This window comes from Anaerotignum faecicola, from assembly GCF_003865035.1.
GTDB classification, from domain to species: Bacteria; Bacillota; Clostridia; order Lachnospirales; family Anaerotignaceae; genus Anaerotignum_A; species Anaerotignum_A faecicola.
Map to the genome: position 1 here is coordinate 227,146 of NZ_BHVZ01000014.1, position 17,887 is coordinate 245,032.

Sequence of the window (17,887 nt, forward strand, 5' to 3'; positions counted from 1 at the left end):
CCTGAACGGACAGGAGGAATAGACTATGGCAGTAGAGGTTAAAATGCCTCAGCTTGGGCTGACAATGGAAGAAGGCACGGTTTCCAAATGGGTAAAGCAGGAAGGCGATGCCGTAAAGGTTGGCGATGTTCTGTTGGAAATTACAACAGATAAGCTGACCAGCGAGGTGACAGCAGAAGCAGAAGGCACACTGATTAAAATCGTGGCACAGGAAGGCGAGGATGTACCCGTAAAGGGGCTTCTGGCATATATCGGCGAAGCAGGCGAGCAGGTTGGAGCAGCACCCGCACAGGCAGCACCCGCACAGGCAGCGGCTCCTGCGGCAGAGAAAAAGCCTGCCGGCGAAACGAAAGTAGCAGTTATCGGCGGCGGCCCCGGCGGTTATGTGGCAGCCATCAGAGCGGCACAGCTGGGCGGCAAGGTAACGCTGATTGAAAAGAATAAGCTCGGCGGCACCTGTCTGAATGTCGGCTGTATTCCCACAAAGGCAATCCTGCATGCGGCAGAGGCGCTGACAGAAGCAAAGGAAATGGCGGAATACGGCATCCATATTGAAGTGAAAAATGTAGACTGGAAACAGGTGCAGGCAAAGAAAAATGCCATTACCGCACAGCTGGTAGGCGGTGTTACCGGTCTGATGAAGGCAAATAAGATTCAGGTTGTGGAGGGAACAGCATCCTTCGCATCCAAGGATACTCTGGCTGTCCTGAAAAAGGACGGTACAAAGGAAAACATGACATTTGATAAAATCATCATCGCAGCAGGCTCCGTCCCCGCGGTGCCTCCCATTCCCGGGGTAAAGGAAAATGCAAACTGCGTAGATTCGACAGGCGCTTTGTCTTTTGAAGAAATTCCCAAAAGCCTTCTGGTCATTGGCGGTGGCGTAATCGGTATCGAACTGGCAACTGCGTACTCCAAATTCGGTACAGAGGTAACGGTGGTAGAAGCCGCACCTAAGCTGCTGCCCATGATGGATGGCGAGCTGACAGCACAGCTGCGCAAGCTGATGGAGGCAAAGGGCGTAAAGATTATGACAGATGCAAAGGTGCAGTCTGTAGAAGCGGCGGCAGTCGGTGCAAAGGTCAATGTAGAGATTGGCGGCAAGGTGCAGCCCTTTGCAGCAGAAAAGGTACTGGTTGCTGTCGGCAGAAGAACAGATACAGAAGCCTTGGGCTTGGATGCGGTTGGCATTGCGAATGACAGAGGCCGTATCACAGTCAACGATAAAATGGAAACAAATGTACCCAATGTATATGCCATCGGTGACTGTCTGGGCAAGGTTATGCTGGCGCACGTTGCATCTGCGCAGGGTGAAGTGGCAGCGGAAAATGCACTGGGAGAAAATGCGGTTTACAACGGTGCAACCAACCCCTCCTGTGTATATACAGACCCCGAATTTGCAGGCGTTGGGCTGACAGAAGAAAAAGCAAAGGAAATGGGGATTGCATATCAGGTAGGCAAATTCCCTCTGATGGCAAACGGTAAATCTCTGATTATGAACGGCGGCGTTGGTAGCATTAAGTTCATCATCGGGACAGAATATAAAGAGGTTCTGGGGGTACATATTCTTGGCCCCAGAGCAACAGATCTGATTGGCGAATGTGCGCTGGCCATCGGTATGGAAGCGACCGTAGAGGATATTATTGCGGCAATCCACGCACATCCCACCGTAACCGAAGCGGTCAGAGAAGCGGCTCTGGCAGCAGAGAAAAGAGCAATTCATATTCCCAATAAATAAAAATCAACAGTATAAATACAAAAAAACAAAAGATAAAGGATAAACAAAAGCTTGATGAACATAAGTGTTCACTTTTGAGATACACAGCGGCTGTGAGTCGGATTTGCAGCCGCCCCTCCCCTCTAAAGAGGGAGCAGGATTTAGCAAGACAAAATCTCCTTCATAACTCTTTTTTTGCGGCTGTGCTGAGCCCATAGCCGCATCCCTTTTAAGTTGTTACTTTAGACATATAACTATAATAAAAGAAGATGCCTCGGCTGATTTCGTATCGGTCGGGGCATTTTCTTTTGCAAAATTTGGAGATACCAAAATAAAAAAGCCGCCCTGAAGGTGCGCCCGGATAAGAAACCTTGCATTCTGAAATGCTGAAAGCTACGGCTACTGCATCAGTTCCCCTTGACAGCCTAAGTCAAAGGATGCCTGCGAGAAACTTCCTTGTATCCGCAGCCTTTCAGCTATTTCATTTTTTTCCTGTTTTCTTATTGGGACACACCTAAGGCGGCAAATCATATTATTCACTTTGCAGCAGAAGATTGAGAAAATCATTCTTCTCCAGTCCATGGAAATACTGTGCGATATCGAAATCGGCAAGGCGGCTTTCCAGAGCCTGATGCTCCAGCTTTGTGCCAATCAGTGCCTTGGCAAGGTCGGCAGAGTCCTTTACGCCGAAGAAATCGCCGAAGAACTGCAAATTGGTAATGCTGCCGTCCTCCGTATTCATATGGACCTCGATTTTTCCGCAGCCCTCAAAGCGGCGGCTCTTTTCTACGCTGTAGGAGGGAGAAAAGCCGTAATTCCATTCCCACTTATCATAGCGTTCCTTTTTGATTTTTTCGATTTCAGCCAGCTCCTCTGCGGAGAATACATAGGGCTGAACATTTTCTTCTTTCAGAATGTATTTTAAGAGAAGCGTCTTGAATTGTGCCAGCGTAAAGCCCTCAGGCAGATAAGGCGCAATATTTGTCACTCTTGCTTTTACGGATTTTGCAGCCTTTGATTGGAATTTATCTGCGGAAACATTCAGCACATCCGCAACAACGGAAAGGTCTGAATGAAACATCAGCGTGCCGTGGTGCATGATGCGGCCCTGCTTCAGATACTGGGAATTGCCGGAGAATTTTTTCCCTTCAATGCTGATATCATTTCTGCCGTTGACCTCAGCAGGCACATCGAGAGAACGCAGCAGCTCTGCAATCGGCTGACAGAACAGACGAATATCCAGATCGGTTGCATCCTTTGCGTTGAGAATAAATGTGAAGTTCAGATTCCCCAAATCATGATATACGGCACCGCCGCCGGAAAGTCGGCGGACAACGGAGATATGCTTTGCATCGGCAACCTTTTGATTGACCTCTGCAAAGGCGTTCTGATTTTTACCGATGACAACGGTGTTATCGTTCTGCCAAAGCATGAAGTATTCCTGACTTCTGTCCATTCGGTCGAAAACATATTGCTCCAGAGCCAGATTAAAAGCAGGATTTGTGCTGGGGGATTCGATATAGACCATAATAGTACCTCCTTTGTATTTGTATTCAAAAATAATATTGTGAATACATTCTAACATATAAAAAGACAAAATGGAATAGTGTTTTGCAGATTTTGTCAGATTTGCTGCAGAATTTTCGGGCGGCACTGCTTTCGCCCATTTTTCAGAAGCGCCAGTATATGGTGATGGGAACCTCCCTTGTCCCTGCAATCCGTCTGCCGACAGAAATAGAATCAATCAAAATTTCGACCATTTCCCTTGTCAGGTGTGTCGGGTTGATGTATTTTTCAATGATGGCGCGGCGGTTATCCCCTGCGGCAATGCGTGCGTCAAGGTCGATGATTTTCCGCTCTGCGTCCGCAATCAGCCGCTCCTGCTGCTGTAGTTCCGCTGAAAAATGCTTCGATAAATCGAGATATTCCGCTTCGGAGAGAACACCGCGCACCTTATCCGGATACAGCTCCCGCACTGCTTTATGCGCTTCCTCAATTTTTTTCTCATGGGCGTGGATGCTTTTCTGTAAAGAAGCCCTCTGCTCCTTTAAATGACTGCAAAAATCAAGCTGCCGTTCCAGCTCCTCCCAATTCAGATAGGCATCGGAAATCGTATGTAATTCCTGCAAAACCATCCGCTCCAGCCGCTCCACAGAAATAAACGCCCCCCTGCAGCTCTCCTTGGAAATGTGATGATTGGGGCATTGCAGATAATATTTCCCCTTGGTTTTCGAGGAACGCAGCGTGTAGCCACATTCCGCACAGCGCGCCTTCCGCGCAAAAAGCCCGATTGTTCCGGATGGAAAGGGCTTTGCCCTTTCGGCAAGCATTTTCTGTACGCGCTCCCATAATTCCTGTTCGATAATCGGCTCGTGCGTCCTCTCTGTCCGTATCCATTCCTCCTTGGGGCGCGGCTTGTTTTGCTTGGTTTTGTAGGAAATACTGCCGTATTTTCCCTGCACCATGTTGCCGATGTAGATTTCATTTGTCAGCATATTGGAGATAGCGAAATATTTCCAGAGCGTACTGCCCTTGCCCTTCGGCTGCCGATAGCGAATCCCCTGTAAGCGTTTATATTCCGTTGGATTTGGGATTCCTCTTTCGTTGAGCATGCGCGCGATGGCGGTCTTGCCGTAGCCCTGCGAGAAAAGCGTGAAAACCTCACGCACCACCGCCGCCGCCTCCTCGTCAATCAGCAGATGTCCCCTTCGGTCGGGATTCTTTTTGTAGCCATAGAGCGCAAAGGAGCCGATGTGAAAGCCGTTTTTTCTGCGGTGCGTCAGCACACTGCGGATATTTTTGGATAGCTCCGCCAGATAATGCTCATCCATAATGCCGTTGATTTGCCGCAGAAGCAGATTATCCTCGTTTGCGGAATCGGCATTGTCCACCAAACTCAGAAAGCGGATGCCCCATTGCGGAAGCAGGCGGTTGATGTATCGTTCCACCACCTCTAATTCCCTGCTGAAACGGGATTGTGTTTTGCAGAGGATGATGTCAAACCTTTTCTCCTCGGCGGCGTGCAGCATGCGCTTGAAGGCAGGGCGGCTGCGGTCTGCGCCGCTGTAGTCATCATCAATGTAGATTTCGTAGATTTCCCAGCCTTGGGAATGGGCATATTCCGTCAGCAGGGCGCGTTGGTTTTGTATGCTGTTGCTGTCGTTTTCGGCGGAGCCCTTGCCCTTGTCCTCCTCCGATAGGCGGCAGTAAATGGCGGCTCTTTCCCTTTTCATGCTATGCGTTTTCCCTCGCGAGGATGGTGCTTGCCCTTTCTGCCTGATTGATGAAAGCTGCCCAGATTCGCGTAACCTCTGCCTGCGTGGTGCGGTCTGTTCCGTTTTTGAAAATACTGCGGCAAGGTGCTTTTTCCATAAAAATCCCCCCTTTCAGTAGTAGTGTATTCCGGCAAAGGGGCGGATATTTCCGCTTCAGCCGCTTTTCCTGTTTGGGCGCACCCTTGGTTTTGTCTATTTTTTCCAAAAAGAAAAATTTACCGCATTTTTCCTTGCGGAGAAAAAGCAGATATGATACCATGTGATTATAATCACAAGTGAAATTTTTGCGGATGATATAGGGGCTTTGCCGTAGTCCGCAAAAGCGCATGAAGGAGGGGTAATATGAATTGGAAGAAATGGATAAGCATTGCGGCGGCAGTATGCCTTGCGGTAACGGCGGTGCCGATGCGTGCCGTGGCGCAGGAGGAGCTATTGCAGGAGAAAATGCTTGAGGAAATCAAGGAGGAAATCAAGGAGGAAATCAAGGAGGAACTGAAAGAGGAACCGAAAGAGGAAAAAGAAGAACTGAAAGAGGAAAAAGAAGAAAAAGAAGAAAAAGAGGAATTGCAGGAGCAGTCTGACGAGAAAATCGAGCCGCAGGAGGAAAGCAAGAAAGAGCTGCTGAAAGGAATTTCTCTGCTGATGGAAGGAGAAAACAGCACAGCGGTATCCGGAAATGAAGCTGCGGATTTTGCAGGGGAAGGCACAGAGAAAAACCCTTATGAGATTCGCAATGCGGAGGATTTGAAGCTGCTGGCGAAAAACGTAAACAACGGCGAAAAATATGAAGACAAACACTTCCAGCTGACCGCAGATATTGACTTGGAGAACAAAGAATGGACACCCATCGGAACAGAGGATACCCTTTTTCAAGGAACCTTTGATGGCGGTAGGCATCAGATTGCCAATCTTAAAATATCCAACGGCGTAGAGTATGCCGGCTTATTCGGCAATGTATGGGGGGCGACCATCCAGAACTGCAATGTCACAGGGGAAATCAATGGATATAACCATACAGGCGGCATTGTGGGATATGCAAACAATAATACGTATATTTTGAATTGCTCCTTCCAAGGCAATGTGGAGGGAAATGGTGAGGATAAAGGCGGCATTGTCGGGCATACATCAATAGGCTGTGATGTCAGCGGCTGCTATGTAACAGGGACAGTGACAGGTGGTAGTGCGGTAGGCGGCATTGCCGGATGGGGCGTTGGCACAATCAAAAACTGCTATGCCTTGGCGGATGTAACAGCAGCAGGATACAATGCAGGCGGCATTGCCGGATATTATTGTAGTAATTTTACCATAGAAAACTGCTATTACAGCGGCAGGGTATCCGCAAGTTGGTCTGCAGGCGGCATTGCCGGAACTGCATTGGGAGGCACAATCCAAAATTGCGTTTCTCTGGCAGAAAGTGTGACAGGCAGTAATGCAAACCGCATTGCAGGGTACAAAAATGGTGGAACATTAACAGCTAATTACGCTTGGAACGGCACAAAGGTAAATAACGCAACCGTTCCTGCTGAAAACGCAGGAGGGGTAAACGGCGCAGACCTTACCTATGCAGGCGGAACACTTTCTCCGCAGTTCTCCGCAATTTTCGGCAATAATTCCGCATGGGAATTCACAGACAACGGCTTGCCGATATTGAAAGACACAGGCGGCACGCAGTCTGCATATCTTCCGCCTTATCTGACAGGAGAAGGCTTTTACGGAAAAGGCACAGCGGAAAACCCTTATGAGATTCGCAATGTCAATGATTTGAAGCTGCTGGCGGAAAAGGTAAACAGCGGAACGGACTACGCAGGCAAGTACTTCAAGCAGACCGCAGATATTGACTTGGAGAACGAACCAAATTGGACACCCATCGGAAAGTCGAACAATCCTTTTAAAGGAACTTTTGACGGCGATGGGCATCAGATTACCAACCTTAAAATAACAGGAGGGAGTTATGCCGGTTTATTCGGCTATACGAAAGGTGCTGTCATCAAAAACTGCAATGTCACAGGGGAAGTCAATGGATCTAACTATTCAGGCGGCATTGTGGGATATGCAAACGATAATACGCATATTTTGAATTGCTCCTTCCAAGGCGATGTGGAGGGAACAGGTGCATATGTAGGCGGCATTGTCGGGAATACATCAAGCGGCTGTGAAGTCAGCGGCTGCTTTGTAACAGGAAAGGTGGAAGGCTCGGAAAGTGTAGGCGGCATTGCAGGATGGGGTGCTGGTAAAATCAAAAACTGCTATGCCTTGGCAGATGTAACAGCAGCAGGAGACAGTGCAGGCGGCATTGCAGGATACGCTTTCGATGTTACCATAACCATAGAAAACTGCTATTACAGCGGCAATGTATCCGCAAAAAATTATAATTATGCAGGCGGCATTGCAGGAACTGCATTGGGAGGCACAATCCAAAATTGCGTTTCTCTGGCAGAAAGCGTGACAGGTGGCGACCTTGTAAACCGTATTGTAGGGTATGTGGGTTCTAATGCGAATGTAACTTTAACAAACAACTACAGCTACAACAGAACCAAGCTTGTGATTAACGGCAAACCAGCCTATCCGACAGGCGGTGCAGAGAACAACGTAAATGGTGCGGATGTTTATATTTCCAATGGTAGGGTTATGAAGGATGTGCCAAACCAAACTTTGTTTGATTGGGCGGCAAATGGCTTTACCGAGGAAAACGGCTGGTCAATCCCGACCAAAGCAGGCAAGCTCCCCTCTTTGCGTGAGGGTGAATATCCCGCCCTGCCCGACCGGCCCGAAGAGCCTGTGCCGACGAAAAAGCGCAGTGGCGGCGGCGGTACAGCACCCCAGACCTATACCGCGCAGTTCGATACAAACGGCGGCAGTGCGGTCGATAAGGTAAAAACGGATAAAAACGGCAAAATCGAAAGACCTGCCGACCCGACAAAAGAGGGCTACATTTTCGTCGGCTGGTATAGCGACAGCAAGCTGACCAAGCCCTTTGATTTCAGCGCAGAGCTGACCGCGAATAGCACGCTTTACGCAAAATGGAAAGAAAATAACGAAATTATCCTCACGATTGGCAGTCAGAAGATTTCTGTTTTCGGCAGAGAAATCCAAAATGACGTTGCCCCGAAAATCGTGAACGATAGAACCATGCTCCCGATTCGTATTGTGGCGGAAAGCCTTGGCGGAACTGTAACATGGAACGGCGAGCTGCAGCGCGTCACCATTCAGAAGGGCGCAGATGTCATTCTCATTACCATCGGCGCGGATACGGCGTATGTCAATGGCACGGCTGTGAAGCTGGATGCCGCGGCATTCGTGGAAAACGGCAGAACCTATCTGCCCCTGCGGTTCGTTTCCGAAACCCTTGGCGCACAGGTGGCATGGAATGAAGCCGAAAAAACAGTAACCATTACAAAATAAAATTTTGACAGATACCCTCTTTGCCAAACAGCAGGGAGGGTATTTTGCTTTTCCAAAAAGCGTATTTCGGCGCGTTTGCCCTTGCGGCGGAGTGAAATAGATGATAAAATGTGATTATAATCACAGGTAAAACGGAAAGAGGGGTATGATTTTGTCTCCAAGAGGAAAACAAACGAATGGCTTGCTTACGCAACAGAAAATGCTGCGTGCGGCAGTAGCACTGTTTCTGGAAAGCGGCTACGAAAAAACCACAACGGCAAAAATTGCAAAGGCGGCAGGCATGACACAAAGCTCTTTCTTTCGGGCATTTGCGAGCAAGGAGGCACTGCTGCTGGAGCTGGTGCGGCGGATGTTCGGGGGACAGTTTGCCTTGGCGGAGCAGCATAGCGGCATCGAGGACCCGGTGCTTCTCTATGCGGTGGAAACATCGTTGCAGCTGCATATTGCGGAGCTGACAGAACCGCTGCGTGAGCTGTATGTGGTGGGGTATTCCCTGCCGACCACCTCGGCGTATATCTATCAGAGCATGGCAGGGCGGCTGCAGTCCATTTTCGGGAAATATATGCCCGATTTGGAATTGAAGGATTTCTACGAAATGGAAATTGCATCGGCAAGCATCATGCGGGGTTTCATGGCAATGCCGTGCGATGTTTATTTTACCATGGAAGCGAAAATTTCTCGCTTTCTGGAATGTTCGCTCAAGCTGTATGATGTGCCGCAGGAGCAGAGAAAGGGCGTAATTGCGGCGGTGATGCAAATGGATTTGCGGCGCATGGCAGAGGAAATTATTCAGAAGACAGTGGCACAGGCGGAGGAAGGCTTTGCGGCACTGCCTGCCCTCAAAAAATAAGAGGAAATGCAAAAGAGGTCTGTATCCTTTGGTACAGACCTCTTTTCGCTTATCGGGATTACATATCCTCCAAGCGTCCGTGCTTTTCATATCTGGAAACACGGCTGATTTTATTTTCCTCATCCACGAAAACAACCTTCGGCGGATTCACAGCCGCCTCCTCAGGTGTCATCTGGCAATAGCACATCAGAATGATTTTATCACCCTTTTGCACACAGCGCGCCGCCGCACCGTTCAGACAAATCATGCCGCTGCCTGCTTCGCCTGCGATGGTGTAGGTTTCAAAGCGTTCTCCGTTGTTGATATCTACAATCTGCACCTTTTCATATTCCAGAATCCCTGCCGCGGCAAGCAAATCGGAATCAACGGTAATGCTGCCAACATAATCCAATTCTGCCTGTACGACAGTCGCTCTGTGAATTTTTCCCTTTAACATATTCAAATACATATCGTTTTCTCCTTACCCTTCGTAAATAAAGTTATCAATCAATCTGGTTTTGCCGATATAAACCGCCATGGCAACCAATACGGGCGGCTGCATTTTGCTGACAGGCTCAACGGAAACGGCATCCACTGCTTTTACATAATCAATGCGTGCCAGAGGCTCTTTTTCAATCAATTCCTTCATAGCTGTTGTGATGGCATCTGCGGATGCTTCGCCATCTGCTGCCAGCTTCTGCCCCAGCTTCACTGCCTGACTCAGCACCAGAGCGGCCTTGCGTTCTTCTGCATTCAGGTATGTATTTCTGGAGCTTTTTGCCAGACCGTCTGCTTCACGCACAATAGGGCAGCCGATGATTTCAATATCAAAATTCAAATCACGCACCATGCGGCGGATAACGGAAAGCTGCTGTGCATCCTTCTGCCCGAAATAAGCACGGTCGGGTGCTACGATGTGGAACAGCTTGGAAACAACGGTGCAAACGCCACGGAAGTGAATGGGTCTGCTCTTGCCGCAAAGCTCGCCTGTCAGTCCGCTCATATCCACAAAGGTACACGCATCCTCTGCGTACATTTCGGAGGGTTCGGGGTTAAAAAGAAGCGCAGCGCCTGCGTTTTCGCAAAGTGTGGCATCGCGTTCCAAATCTCTGGGGTAGCTTGCCAGATCCTCTGTAGGCCCGAACTGTGTGGGGTTTACAAAGTCACTTACAACAACTCTGTCATTTTCCTTTACCGCTCTGTCGATCAAGCTCTTGTGTCCTTCGTGAAGAAAGCCCATTGTGGGAACTAATCCAACGGAAAGCCCCTCGGCTCTCCATGCCTTCACTGCTGCTCTGACTTCTGAGATAGTTTTTACGATTTTCATGGTTTGCCTCCGTATTAGTACAATTTATTGATAATGTCATCTGCGATTTTAAAGGTATGCTCTGCGGCAGGGAAGGTGCCTTCCTTAACCTCTTTGATATAATCCGTAAAGCCCTGCTTCATCACTTCGCCTGCGTTTGCAAAATGCTTTACAAATTTCGGCTTAAAATCGGAGAAAAGCGCAAGCATATCCTGATAAACCAAAACCTGACCATCGCAGTCCGCACCTGCGCCAATGCCGATGGTAGGGATGGAAACGCTTTCTGTAATCAGCTTTGCCAGCTTTGCGGGGATACATTCCAGAACGATGGCAAATGCGCCTGCTGCCTCAACTGCCTTTGCTTCTTCAATCAATCTGCGTGCATCTGCCTCGCTCTTACCCTGCACCTTAAAGCCGCCGAAGGCATTGACAGACTGGGGGGTCAGCCCGATGTGTGCCACAACGGGGATAGATGCCTCTGTGATTGCTTTAATCTGGGGACAAACAGACGCGCCGCCCTCCAGCTTGACAGCCTGACATCTGCCTTCCTTCATCAGTCTGCCTGCATTCACAACGGCATCATAAACGGAGGTCTGGTAGCTCATAAAGGGCATATCGCCGACAACGAGTGCATTTTTTGCACCTCTGGTAACAGCGGCGGTGTGGTGAATCATATCCTCCATGGTAACGGAGATGGTATCCTCATAGCCGAGCATAACCATGCCCAAAGAGTCGCCAACCAAAATGGTATTTACGCCACATTCATCCACTAGCTTTGCTGTGGAATAATCATAAGCGGTCAGCATAGTGATTTTGTCTCCGTCCAATTTTTGCTGCTGCAGGGTAGCTACTGTGTTTTTCATTGTTCCAACTCCTTTTCCAAATGCTTGTAATCCTTCTGCGGGTGCTTTTGCTGAGCAATTCTGATAAGCTGTTTGGAAAGGGCGGTGTAGGCTGTCAGAATATCCTGACCTACAGTGCTTTCCACTGCAAATTTCCGTATCTCCTGCAAATGCTTCGATACGGTTTGGGCATCTCCACGCTCGATGGGACCTGTAAGTGCATTTACCGCACCCTTTTCTGCCACGCTCTGCGCATTTCCCAGAAGAAGGGGAGATAAAGCCTCTGCTGCTGCCGCTTCGGAAAAGCCGCATTTGACAAGCAGGGCGGTGCCCATATCTGCCAGTGCGACAATCTGGTTGCTGACCATAACTGCGGCTGCATGGTAGAGGGCTTTGCTGTCGGGCGAAATGGCAACTACGGTGTTTCCCATTTCGCTGAACAGTGCTTTTAGCTCCGCAAGATGTGCGTCACTTCCTTCGATGGTAAAGCACGCCTTCCCCAAATCCAGATAGGAGGTAGCTTTGCTGCTGATTGCATACAGGGGATGAATTGAATACCGATAGGCTCCTCTGTTTTCTGCATCAAAAAAAACGGTCGATGGAATCGAACCGCTGCAATGACATATATTTTTATTTTTGATAGGCAGATTACGCATGTCATCCCATATCTCACCGATTGCGCCATCCGGCACAGTGAGAAAAAGGGTATCACTGTCTTTCGTAATTTCTTCTATACTTGTATAGTATCTGCTCTGTGTAAATTCTGCGGCCTCCTTTGCGGAGGCGGGTGTGCGGCTGTAATAACCGCTGATTTCGATGCCGTGCATCGCAAGATATTTACCCAGTGTGAAGCCGACCTTTCCGGCTCCGATAAAACCTGCTCTCATACCTATCACCTTCCTTCACAAAGAAGTGATAAGACAAGATACATCTGCTGCCATTTGTGCCGTTCCGAGGATACAGCCATCCGGCGAATCAAAAAAATAAAATATATAAAATTTGCAGTATAGCTTCTTTCAGAATGCCATCCGTCAGTTAATATAGCACATTTATCCCGATTTGTATAGAGGAAATTGTGAAAGAGTATCAAAAGCCTTTAAAGCGAAAGGGATTGGCTTTGTTTCCGAAGGAAAAAGGAAAAACGGCTCGTATTCGGAGGGAGGCTTCGGAAGAAAACGAACCGTTTTTTGGAGAATTTTCATTGGAAAGGAAAATAGAATTTCAGCGTTTTTGCGGATAGCACCAAAACAAGCAACGGTAAAAAACCATTCCTTGTTTTGCATGTGAAAAATATGAGATAAGAGTTATTTTTAGGGTACCATTCTGTGTGCTACATTCCCAGAGAAACCAGAGGAATGAAGATAAACAATGTCAGAATGGGAATCAAAATCTGTGTGACAGCAATATCAAAGTACACCTCCTTATGTGTCAGCTTACAGATTCCGAGTAACGTGATTTGTGCGCCCTGATGAGGCAGGTTATCGGAGGAGCGTTCCTCCAATTCCTCTGCGGAAAGCTGCATTTTCAGGCTTGCGTCATCAAAGAGCTTGCCCTGCGCCGTAAATTTTCTGGCTCTGCATTCCAGCCAAACGAAAATCATCAGGAACTCTGCTACGGTAGCAATCAGGGAGGGGAGGAAGGCTGCCGTTGCAGTTGTGCCTAAGCTTTTCATGGCGATGGTGTTCTGAATGGAGGGAGAGCCGGGTGCTGTCATGGACCATGTCCAGCAGCCGGCCGAAATTGCCGCAGGAATCAGGCGGCGTGTCAGATTGGCACGCTTGAACATCTGCAAAGCAATGGGGTAAACCACGAAGAATACAACAAAGCCGCTCACACCGCCGAAGGTCAAAAGACCTGTGATACACATAATCATGGGAGCGACAAAATGATTGCCGCAGAAGCGTCCCATGGTGCGTGCAATGGATTCCGCCGCCCCTGTGAACTGATAGACTGCACCAAAGAGCGCGCCGACAAAGAAAATCAGAAAATACTTCGTGATATAATCCGATGTGGCAGGCATGAAGTGCTGCAGCAGGGTATCCAGAATGGGCATACCGGAAAGCACGATAACAAAGATGGTAACAACCGGTGCCAGAATCAAGGCACTCATTTGTCGAAATGCCAGCACGCCAAAGAGGATGATGGCGATCAGCAAAATCAATACGCTAAAATTCATATTCCCTTCTCCTTTCCTTTATGAAAGCCGATTAACGGAAATTGGGTTTGCGTTTTTCCAGGAACGCCTGCATCCCAACCTGCTTATCCTCAGTTGCGAAGCAAAGCCCAACCAAGTCCTTCTCTACCTCCAAAGCATTCATCAAATCCATATCTGCGCCCTTGTTGATAGAGAGCTTTGCATACTTGATTGCCATTGGGGACACCTTTAAAATATCATCCATCAGTGCCTTTGCTTCATCCAGCAGAGCCTCTGCGGGAACCACTCTGTTTACCAGACCGTAACGCAGGGCTGTCTGTGCATCAATGTGCTTGCCTGTGTAAATCATTTCCTTTGCCAGGCCTGTACCAATCAGACGAGGCAGTCTCTGCCCTGTTCACTTCTGTAGGGCTGCATCTGCACGATGTCTGCGCCTGCAACAAAGCCTCTGCCTTCGCCTGTGATGATAACGCCGTAGATGTCATTTTCTTTGCTTACATAATCGAATACCATCTGCAGCTCATCCAAGGTCTGATTGTTCAGAGCGTTCAGCGCCTTGGGGCGGTTCATAGTAACGATGAGTACATGGTTTTCCAGATCCAGCTTCAGGTTTTCCAGTGCGTTTGTGTTCAGGTTTTTCATAATAAATTCCTCCTTGATGTCTTGTGTTTTGTTTTGTGTTTTTTATTGGTTTTTGTATAGTTTTTATATTTTTTCACGGAAGGAGACAGCTTTTTTTGTACGCCGCTTGCTGATTTTTGGGTACAAAAAGAACACCTGCTGTTTTCGCATTTTTTCACGAAACACCCGATTTCTTCGGGGGACGGAAATCCGCAAAAACAGCCTGCGGTGTCTCTCCCGTTATAAACGTATGAAGTTATCTTTTTTGCAGCTCATATTTTGAAATCTCCTTTTCCTGCAGCACACGCAGCAGCTTTGCCTGCATCCCTAAGGGCATATCCCCGATTTCATCCAGAAAAAGCGTTCCGCCGCTTGCCAGCTCAAATTTTCCCTTTTTGCCGCCCTTTTTCGCCCCTGTGAAAGCACCCTCTTCGTATCCGAACAGCTCACTTTCCAAAAGCTCATTGGGAATGGCGGCACAGTTAATGCTGACCATCGGCTTTTCCCGCTGCTCTCCGTTGTTGTGGATGGCGTTGGCGAAAACCTCCTTGCCTGTGCCTGTTTCGCCTGTCAGCAGAACGGGGAACATGGTCTTGGCGGCTTTATAGCCTGCCTTTTTGACCTCTGCAAAGCGTGGGCTGTTGCCGACGATTTTATCGAAGGAATATTGCGAGCTGTTTCTGCTGCGGTATTCCTCTCTGTAAAATTCATATTCGGAATATTTCCGCATCAGCTTCTTTGCAGAATCCAGAGTTTGCAGTCGGAATTTTACCTGTGCCACGCCTGCAATGACATTGTGGTTTTCGTCATATACGGCGGAGCGGTTTACCAGAAAGATTCTGTCCGAATCATCGTCCGATTTTTCGCTTAGGCGAAGAATGGCGCCTTCCTCTTGGTAGGCATAATTGACAATGTCAATCATTTTTGTATTGGGGATAATCTCTGCAATACTTCTGCCGATGGCATACTCTCTGGTGGTTTTCAGGTATTGGCAGTATTGCTCGTTTATATCTGTAATCACATCATGGTTATCGACAACGACGAAGCCGTCATCGGTCAGCGTCAGTATCTCGTCAAAGATGTATTTGTATCGTTTGTCTTGATTTATTTCTGTTATGCTCTCTCCTCCTTTCTTTTTATTTTAGCACGCTTTTTTGCGGTTCTATTGAAATTCTCTGTTTGGGGACTGGATTCTTCTTTTAGAGACTTAATTCTCTTTTTAGAGACGGTGTTCTCTGTTTGGAAACAAGACTCTCCGATCGGAAACACATTTCTTCTTTTGGAGACATAGTCTCTAAATAGAGACAAAGTCTTTGCTTGAAAAAACAAATGTCTTTTTCTGTAGAAAGAAGCATTTTGCCCCCTTTTCCGTTGCTACGGAGGGTAAATCCGTTTTATTTTTCGGAAAAAATGTTGATTTTCGTCCAAAGCAGGTCGGTGAAAAGTCGCAGTTTTCCTTGATTTCTAAGGCTTTTTCCGGAAAGGGGGGGGATTTCCCTTTCCAAAGACTGCCGCCTTCCTTTTTTGCTTTGGGCAGGTGGTTTTATTTTTTTCTTTCTGCCCTATATAAGAGCAAGAAGTGTGCCAAAGTTGGAATTCTGTAGAATATTTTTTTGTAAAAGGCAGAAAAGCATTGATTTTTCGGGATTTTTCTACATTCGGAAAAATTTTCTTGTTTTTTCTAAATGAAAATCAAAAAGAGACTTTTGTCTCCAAAAGGAGAATGTTTAGAAAAAATGGAGAGAAAACGGAAGGGGAGAGACAGATTTGTTTCTGAATGGAAAAGAAGAAAAAGGTTGTGCTTTCATAAACGCACCCTCTGCTGCCATATCCTCATACAAATCGGTAATGGGGTCTCCCTTGGATTGCAGATACGCAGCAGTGAAGGGGACACCCGCGGCGGAGGAGGGGTATACGCCTAAGCCATGGTTCACATAATAGGGATCTAAGCCGGCGGCAAGAATTTCGTCCTTCGTTAGCCCCTGTGTCAGCTGATGCACGATGGTGCCCATCATCTCCAAATGGGCGAATTCGTCAGGGTGTTATATCTATCGGTAATTTGGGGTTAGTTTTCGGGTGATATTTTGGGGAAGAGGATGATTTCAAAATTGTCGGCAGACACATTCTTTTTCCCTTTTATTTTTTTATGATATTCAACGTGATCCAGCACCTCTTTTAAAAGCTTATTCTTTTCGGCAGGGGTAAGCGTTTCATAGGTATCCAGAATATTTTTGATTTTAGGAATCATGGAAACTTGATTTTTTCTTGCTGCTTTCAGATTGGAAAGCTCTGCCTGTGTTTCTTCGATTGCGGATCTGATTTCTGCCATTTTTTCAGACAGAGTTTTATTTCTGGCGGTGAATACTTCGGGGGTATAAATTCCCGTTTCCAGAAATTCAAAAATCTTTTCAAACTGGAATTGCAGACCTTGCAGTTCCTGTTCCATATCTGCAATGGTGTGCTCCAGTGCCATGATTTTTGTGGAGAATACATTTATAGAGGATTCATCTTCCCATGTCGGTTCATGCTGCTTCATCCACAAGGAGAGGGCTTCCAGAATTTTTCCTTCCACCATATAAAGGGGGGAAGAAATCTGCGGGCAAAAATGCGTGTGGCAGATAAGGGATGCAGGTTGTCCTGTTTTGAGATAAGGGCGGCGCTGCATGGCATTTCCGCAATAGGAGCAATGGACAAGACCTGCCAAAGGATTTTGCATGACTCCATTTACACCTGTTGGTCTATAATGCTGCCTCATTTTCGCCTGTGCAAGATTCCAAAGTTCTTCTGAGATGATGGGTTCATGCAGACCATCAACGAGCAAATAATTTTCTGCCAGAGGACGCGTTTTTTTGATTTTTCCATTTTCCGTATGTTTTTTTTCGGGGCGGCGATTCCAATGGACTTTCCCGATATATACAGGATTTTGCAGCATACGGGTGACGGATGCGGTTGCCCATGTGCCGCCTTTACGATTGCGGATGCCCATCTGATCCAGACGCTTAGCAATGGTGGCGCGGCCAATATCGGCAAAGGTACCATCCGGCTGCGGGTCTCCATAGGCGTACAATTCATAAGCCAGCCTTACTGCTGCGGCTTCAGCGTCTTCTATTTCCAGAGTGAAGCCTTTTTCCTGCGGCAGCTTTACCCGACGATAGCCGAAGGGGGCAATAGAGCCTGCAAACTTTCCCTCTTTTACGGATGCCTCACGCCCACGCTGCATGCGGCGGAGGATGGTTTTATATTCCCGACGGGACATAAACTGGGAAAATTCAAAATATTCCTCATCAAATTCATCATTTGGGTCATAAGACTTCATGGGAGTGATAATTTTTGTGGAGCTATACTTGAAGGCATTTAAAATAATGCCCTGATCCAGAGTATTGCCACGACCGAGACGCTCCACCTCCATGACAAGAACGCCCTGCCAGATGCCGGCTTCCACATCCTGAAGGAGCTGCTGCATGACGGGGCGGCCGGCGATGGTTTCGCCGGAGAGGATTTCTTTATAGATTTTAGTAATTGGTAATTTTAATTTTTTTGCCAAGGCAAGCAGAGTTTTTTCGTGGCGGGCAAGGGTTTCGCCTTCGCCCAGCAGCTCCGCCTCTGCATCTGCTCTTGATTTTCTCAAATAAATGCAATACGGCATAGGTTTACTCCTTTCTCATGATTTTCCCTTGCCTGCATGATAGCACAGAACGAGGGAAGAAAAAAGCGAACACAGAAAATTTCCAAATTAAAAA

16 protein-coding genes and 1 pseudogene are annotated in these 17,887 nt (G+C 47.7%); 4 read left to right on the forward strand and 13 right to left on the reverse strand.

What is annotated here, in order from left to right:
- Nucleotides 1-25: 25 nt before the first annotated feature.
- The gene (gene lpdA, locus EJE48_RS11065; RefSeq protein WP_118580786.1) at nt 26-1,738 is read left to right on the forward strand and encodes a dihydrolipoyl dehydrogenase; all 1,713 of its coding nucleotides are present in this window, start codon (nt 26-28) and stop codon (nt 1,736-1,738) included.
- A gap of 511 nt (nt 1,739-2,249) precedes the next feature.
- On the opposite strand, the gene EJE48_RS11070 is transcribed toward lpdA, so the two are convergent.
- The 3 genes from EJE48_RS11070 to EJE48_RS12290 form a co-directional block, all read right to left on the reverse strand.
- On the reverse strand, nt 2,250-3,245 hold the full coding sequence (locus tag EJE48_RS11070; RefSeq protein WP_118580783.1) for a lipoate--protein ligase: 996 nt from the start codon (nt 3,243-3,245) through the stop codon (nt 2,250-2,252).
- Between the two features lie 142 nt (nt 3,246-3,387).
- The gene (locus tag EJE48_RS11075) at nt 3,388-4,950 is read right to left on the reverse strand and encodes a recombinase family protein (RefSeq protein ID WP_118580780.1); all 1,563 of its coding nucleotides are present in this window, start codon (nt 4,948-4,950) and stop codon (nt 3,388-3,390) included.
- A 1-nt stretch (nt 4,951) separates the two neighbouring features.
- The gene (locus tag EJE48_RS12290; RefSeq protein ID WP_160117368.1) at nt 4,952-5,089 is read right to left on the reverse strand and encodes a hypothetical protein; all 138 of its coding nucleotides are present in this window, start codon (nt 5,087-5,089) and stop codon (nt 4,952-4,954) included.
- A gap of 245 nt (nt 5,090-5,334) precedes the next feature.
- Between EJE48_RS12290 and EJE48_RS11085 the strand changes: the two genes are divergently transcribed.
- Complete coding sequence (locus EJE48_RS11085; protein ID WP_118580774.1) at nt 5,335-8,394, forward strand: stalk domain-containing protein; 3,060 nt, start codon at nt 5,335-5,337, stop codon at nt 8,392-8,394.
- Nucleotides 8,395-8,545: 151 nt separating this feature from the next.
- Entirely contained in the window at nt 8,546-9,244 is a 699-nt protein-coding gene (locus tag EJE48_RS11090) for a TetR/AcrR family transcriptional regulator (RefSeq protein WP_243108024.1), read from the forward strand.
- Nucleotides 9,245-9,302: 58 nt separating this feature from the next.
- Here EJE48_RS11090 and panD read toward each other — a convergent pair whose 3' ends face one another.
- The 8 genes from panD to EJE48_RS12690 all read right to left on the reverse strand — a co-directional run bounded on the left by panD (nt 9,303) and on the right by EJE48_RS12690 (nt 15,264).
- The gene (panD, locus tag EJE48_RS11095) at nt 9,303-9,692 is read right to left on the reverse strand and encodes an aspartate 1-decarboxylase (protein WP_118580768.1); all 390 of its coding nucleotides are present in this window, start codon (nt 9,690-9,692) and stop codon (nt 9,303-9,305) included.
- A 12-nt stretch (nt 9,693-9,704) separates the two neighbouring features.
- On the reverse strand, nt 9,705-10,550 hold the full coding sequence (gene panC / locus EJE48_RS11100; protein ID WP_016407884.1) for a pantoate--beta-alanine ligase: 846 nt from the start codon (nt 10,548-10,550) through the stop codon (nt 9,705-9,707).
- Nucleotides 10,551-10,564: 14 nt separating this feature from the next.
- On the reverse strand, nt 10,565-11,392 hold the full coding sequence (gene panB, locus EJE48_RS11105) for a 3-methyl-2-oxobutanoate hydroxymethyltransferase (RefSeq protein WP_118580765.1): 828 nt from the start codon (nt 11,390-11,392) through the stop codon (nt 10,565-10,567).
- Nucleotides 11,389-12,258, reverse strand: coding sequence for a Rossmann-like and DUF2520 domain-containing protein (locus EJE48_RS11110; protein ID WP_118580762.1), 870 nt, complete (start codon nt 12,256-12,258; stop codon nt 11,389-11,391). The genes panB and EJE48_RS11110 overlap by 4 nt, the downstream gene beginning before the upstream one ends.
- Nucleotides 12,259-12,701: 443 nt before the next feature.
- On the reverse strand, nt 12,702-13,547 hold the full coding sequence (locus tag EJE48_RS11115; protein WP_118580759.1) for a GntT/GntP/DsdX family permease: 846 nt from the start codon (nt 13,545-13,547) through the stop codon (nt 12,702-12,704).
- A 31-nt stretch (nt 13,548-13,578) separates the two neighbouring features.
- Complete coding sequence (locus EJE48_RS12825) at nt 13,579-13,875, reverse strand: enoyl-CoA hydratase/isomerase family protein (protein ID WP_016407880.1); 297 nt, start codon at nt 13,873-13,875, stop codon at nt 13,579-13,581.
- A gap of 23 nt (nt 13,876-13,898) precedes the next feature.
- Nucleotides 13,899-14,168, reverse strand: a complete 270-nt coding sequence (locus tag EJE48_RS12830; RefSeq protein ID WP_016407879.1) for an enoyl-CoA hydratase-related protein — start codon at nt 14,166-14,168, stop codon at nt 13,899-13,901.
- Nucleotides 14,169-14,403: 235 nt separating this feature from the next.
- Nucleotides 14,404-15,264 (reverse strand): sigma 54-interacting transcriptional regulator, encoded by an 861-nt coding sequence (locus EJE48_RS12690; RefSeq protein WP_016407878.1) that lies wholly within the window; start codon nt 15,262-15,264, stop codon nt 14,404-14,406.
- Nucleotides 15,265-15,460: 196 nt separating this feature from the next.
- On the opposite strand from EJE48_RS12690, the gene EJE48_RS11130 reads away from it, so the two are divergent.
- Nucleotides 15,461-15,751, forward strand: coding sequence for a hypothetical protein (locus tag EJE48_RS11130; protein ID WP_118580756.1), 291 nt, complete (start codon nt 15,461-15,463; stop codon nt 15,749-15,751).
- Between the two features lie 123 nt (nt 15,752-15,874).
- On the opposite strand, the pseudogene EJE48_RS11135 reads toward EJE48_RS11130, so the two are convergent.
- Nucleotides 15,875-16,171: pseudogene (locus tag EJE48_RS11135) on the reverse strand (manganese catalase family protein); the annotation flags it as partial.
- 41 nt (nt 16,172-16,212) lie between these two features.
- Complete coding sequence (locus EJE48_RS11140) at nt 16,213-17,793, reverse strand: recombinase family protein (protein ID WP_118580753.1); 1,581 nt, start codon at nt 17,791-17,793, stop codon at nt 16,213-16,215.
- Between the last annotated feature and the right edge of the window lie 94 nt (nt 17,794-17,887).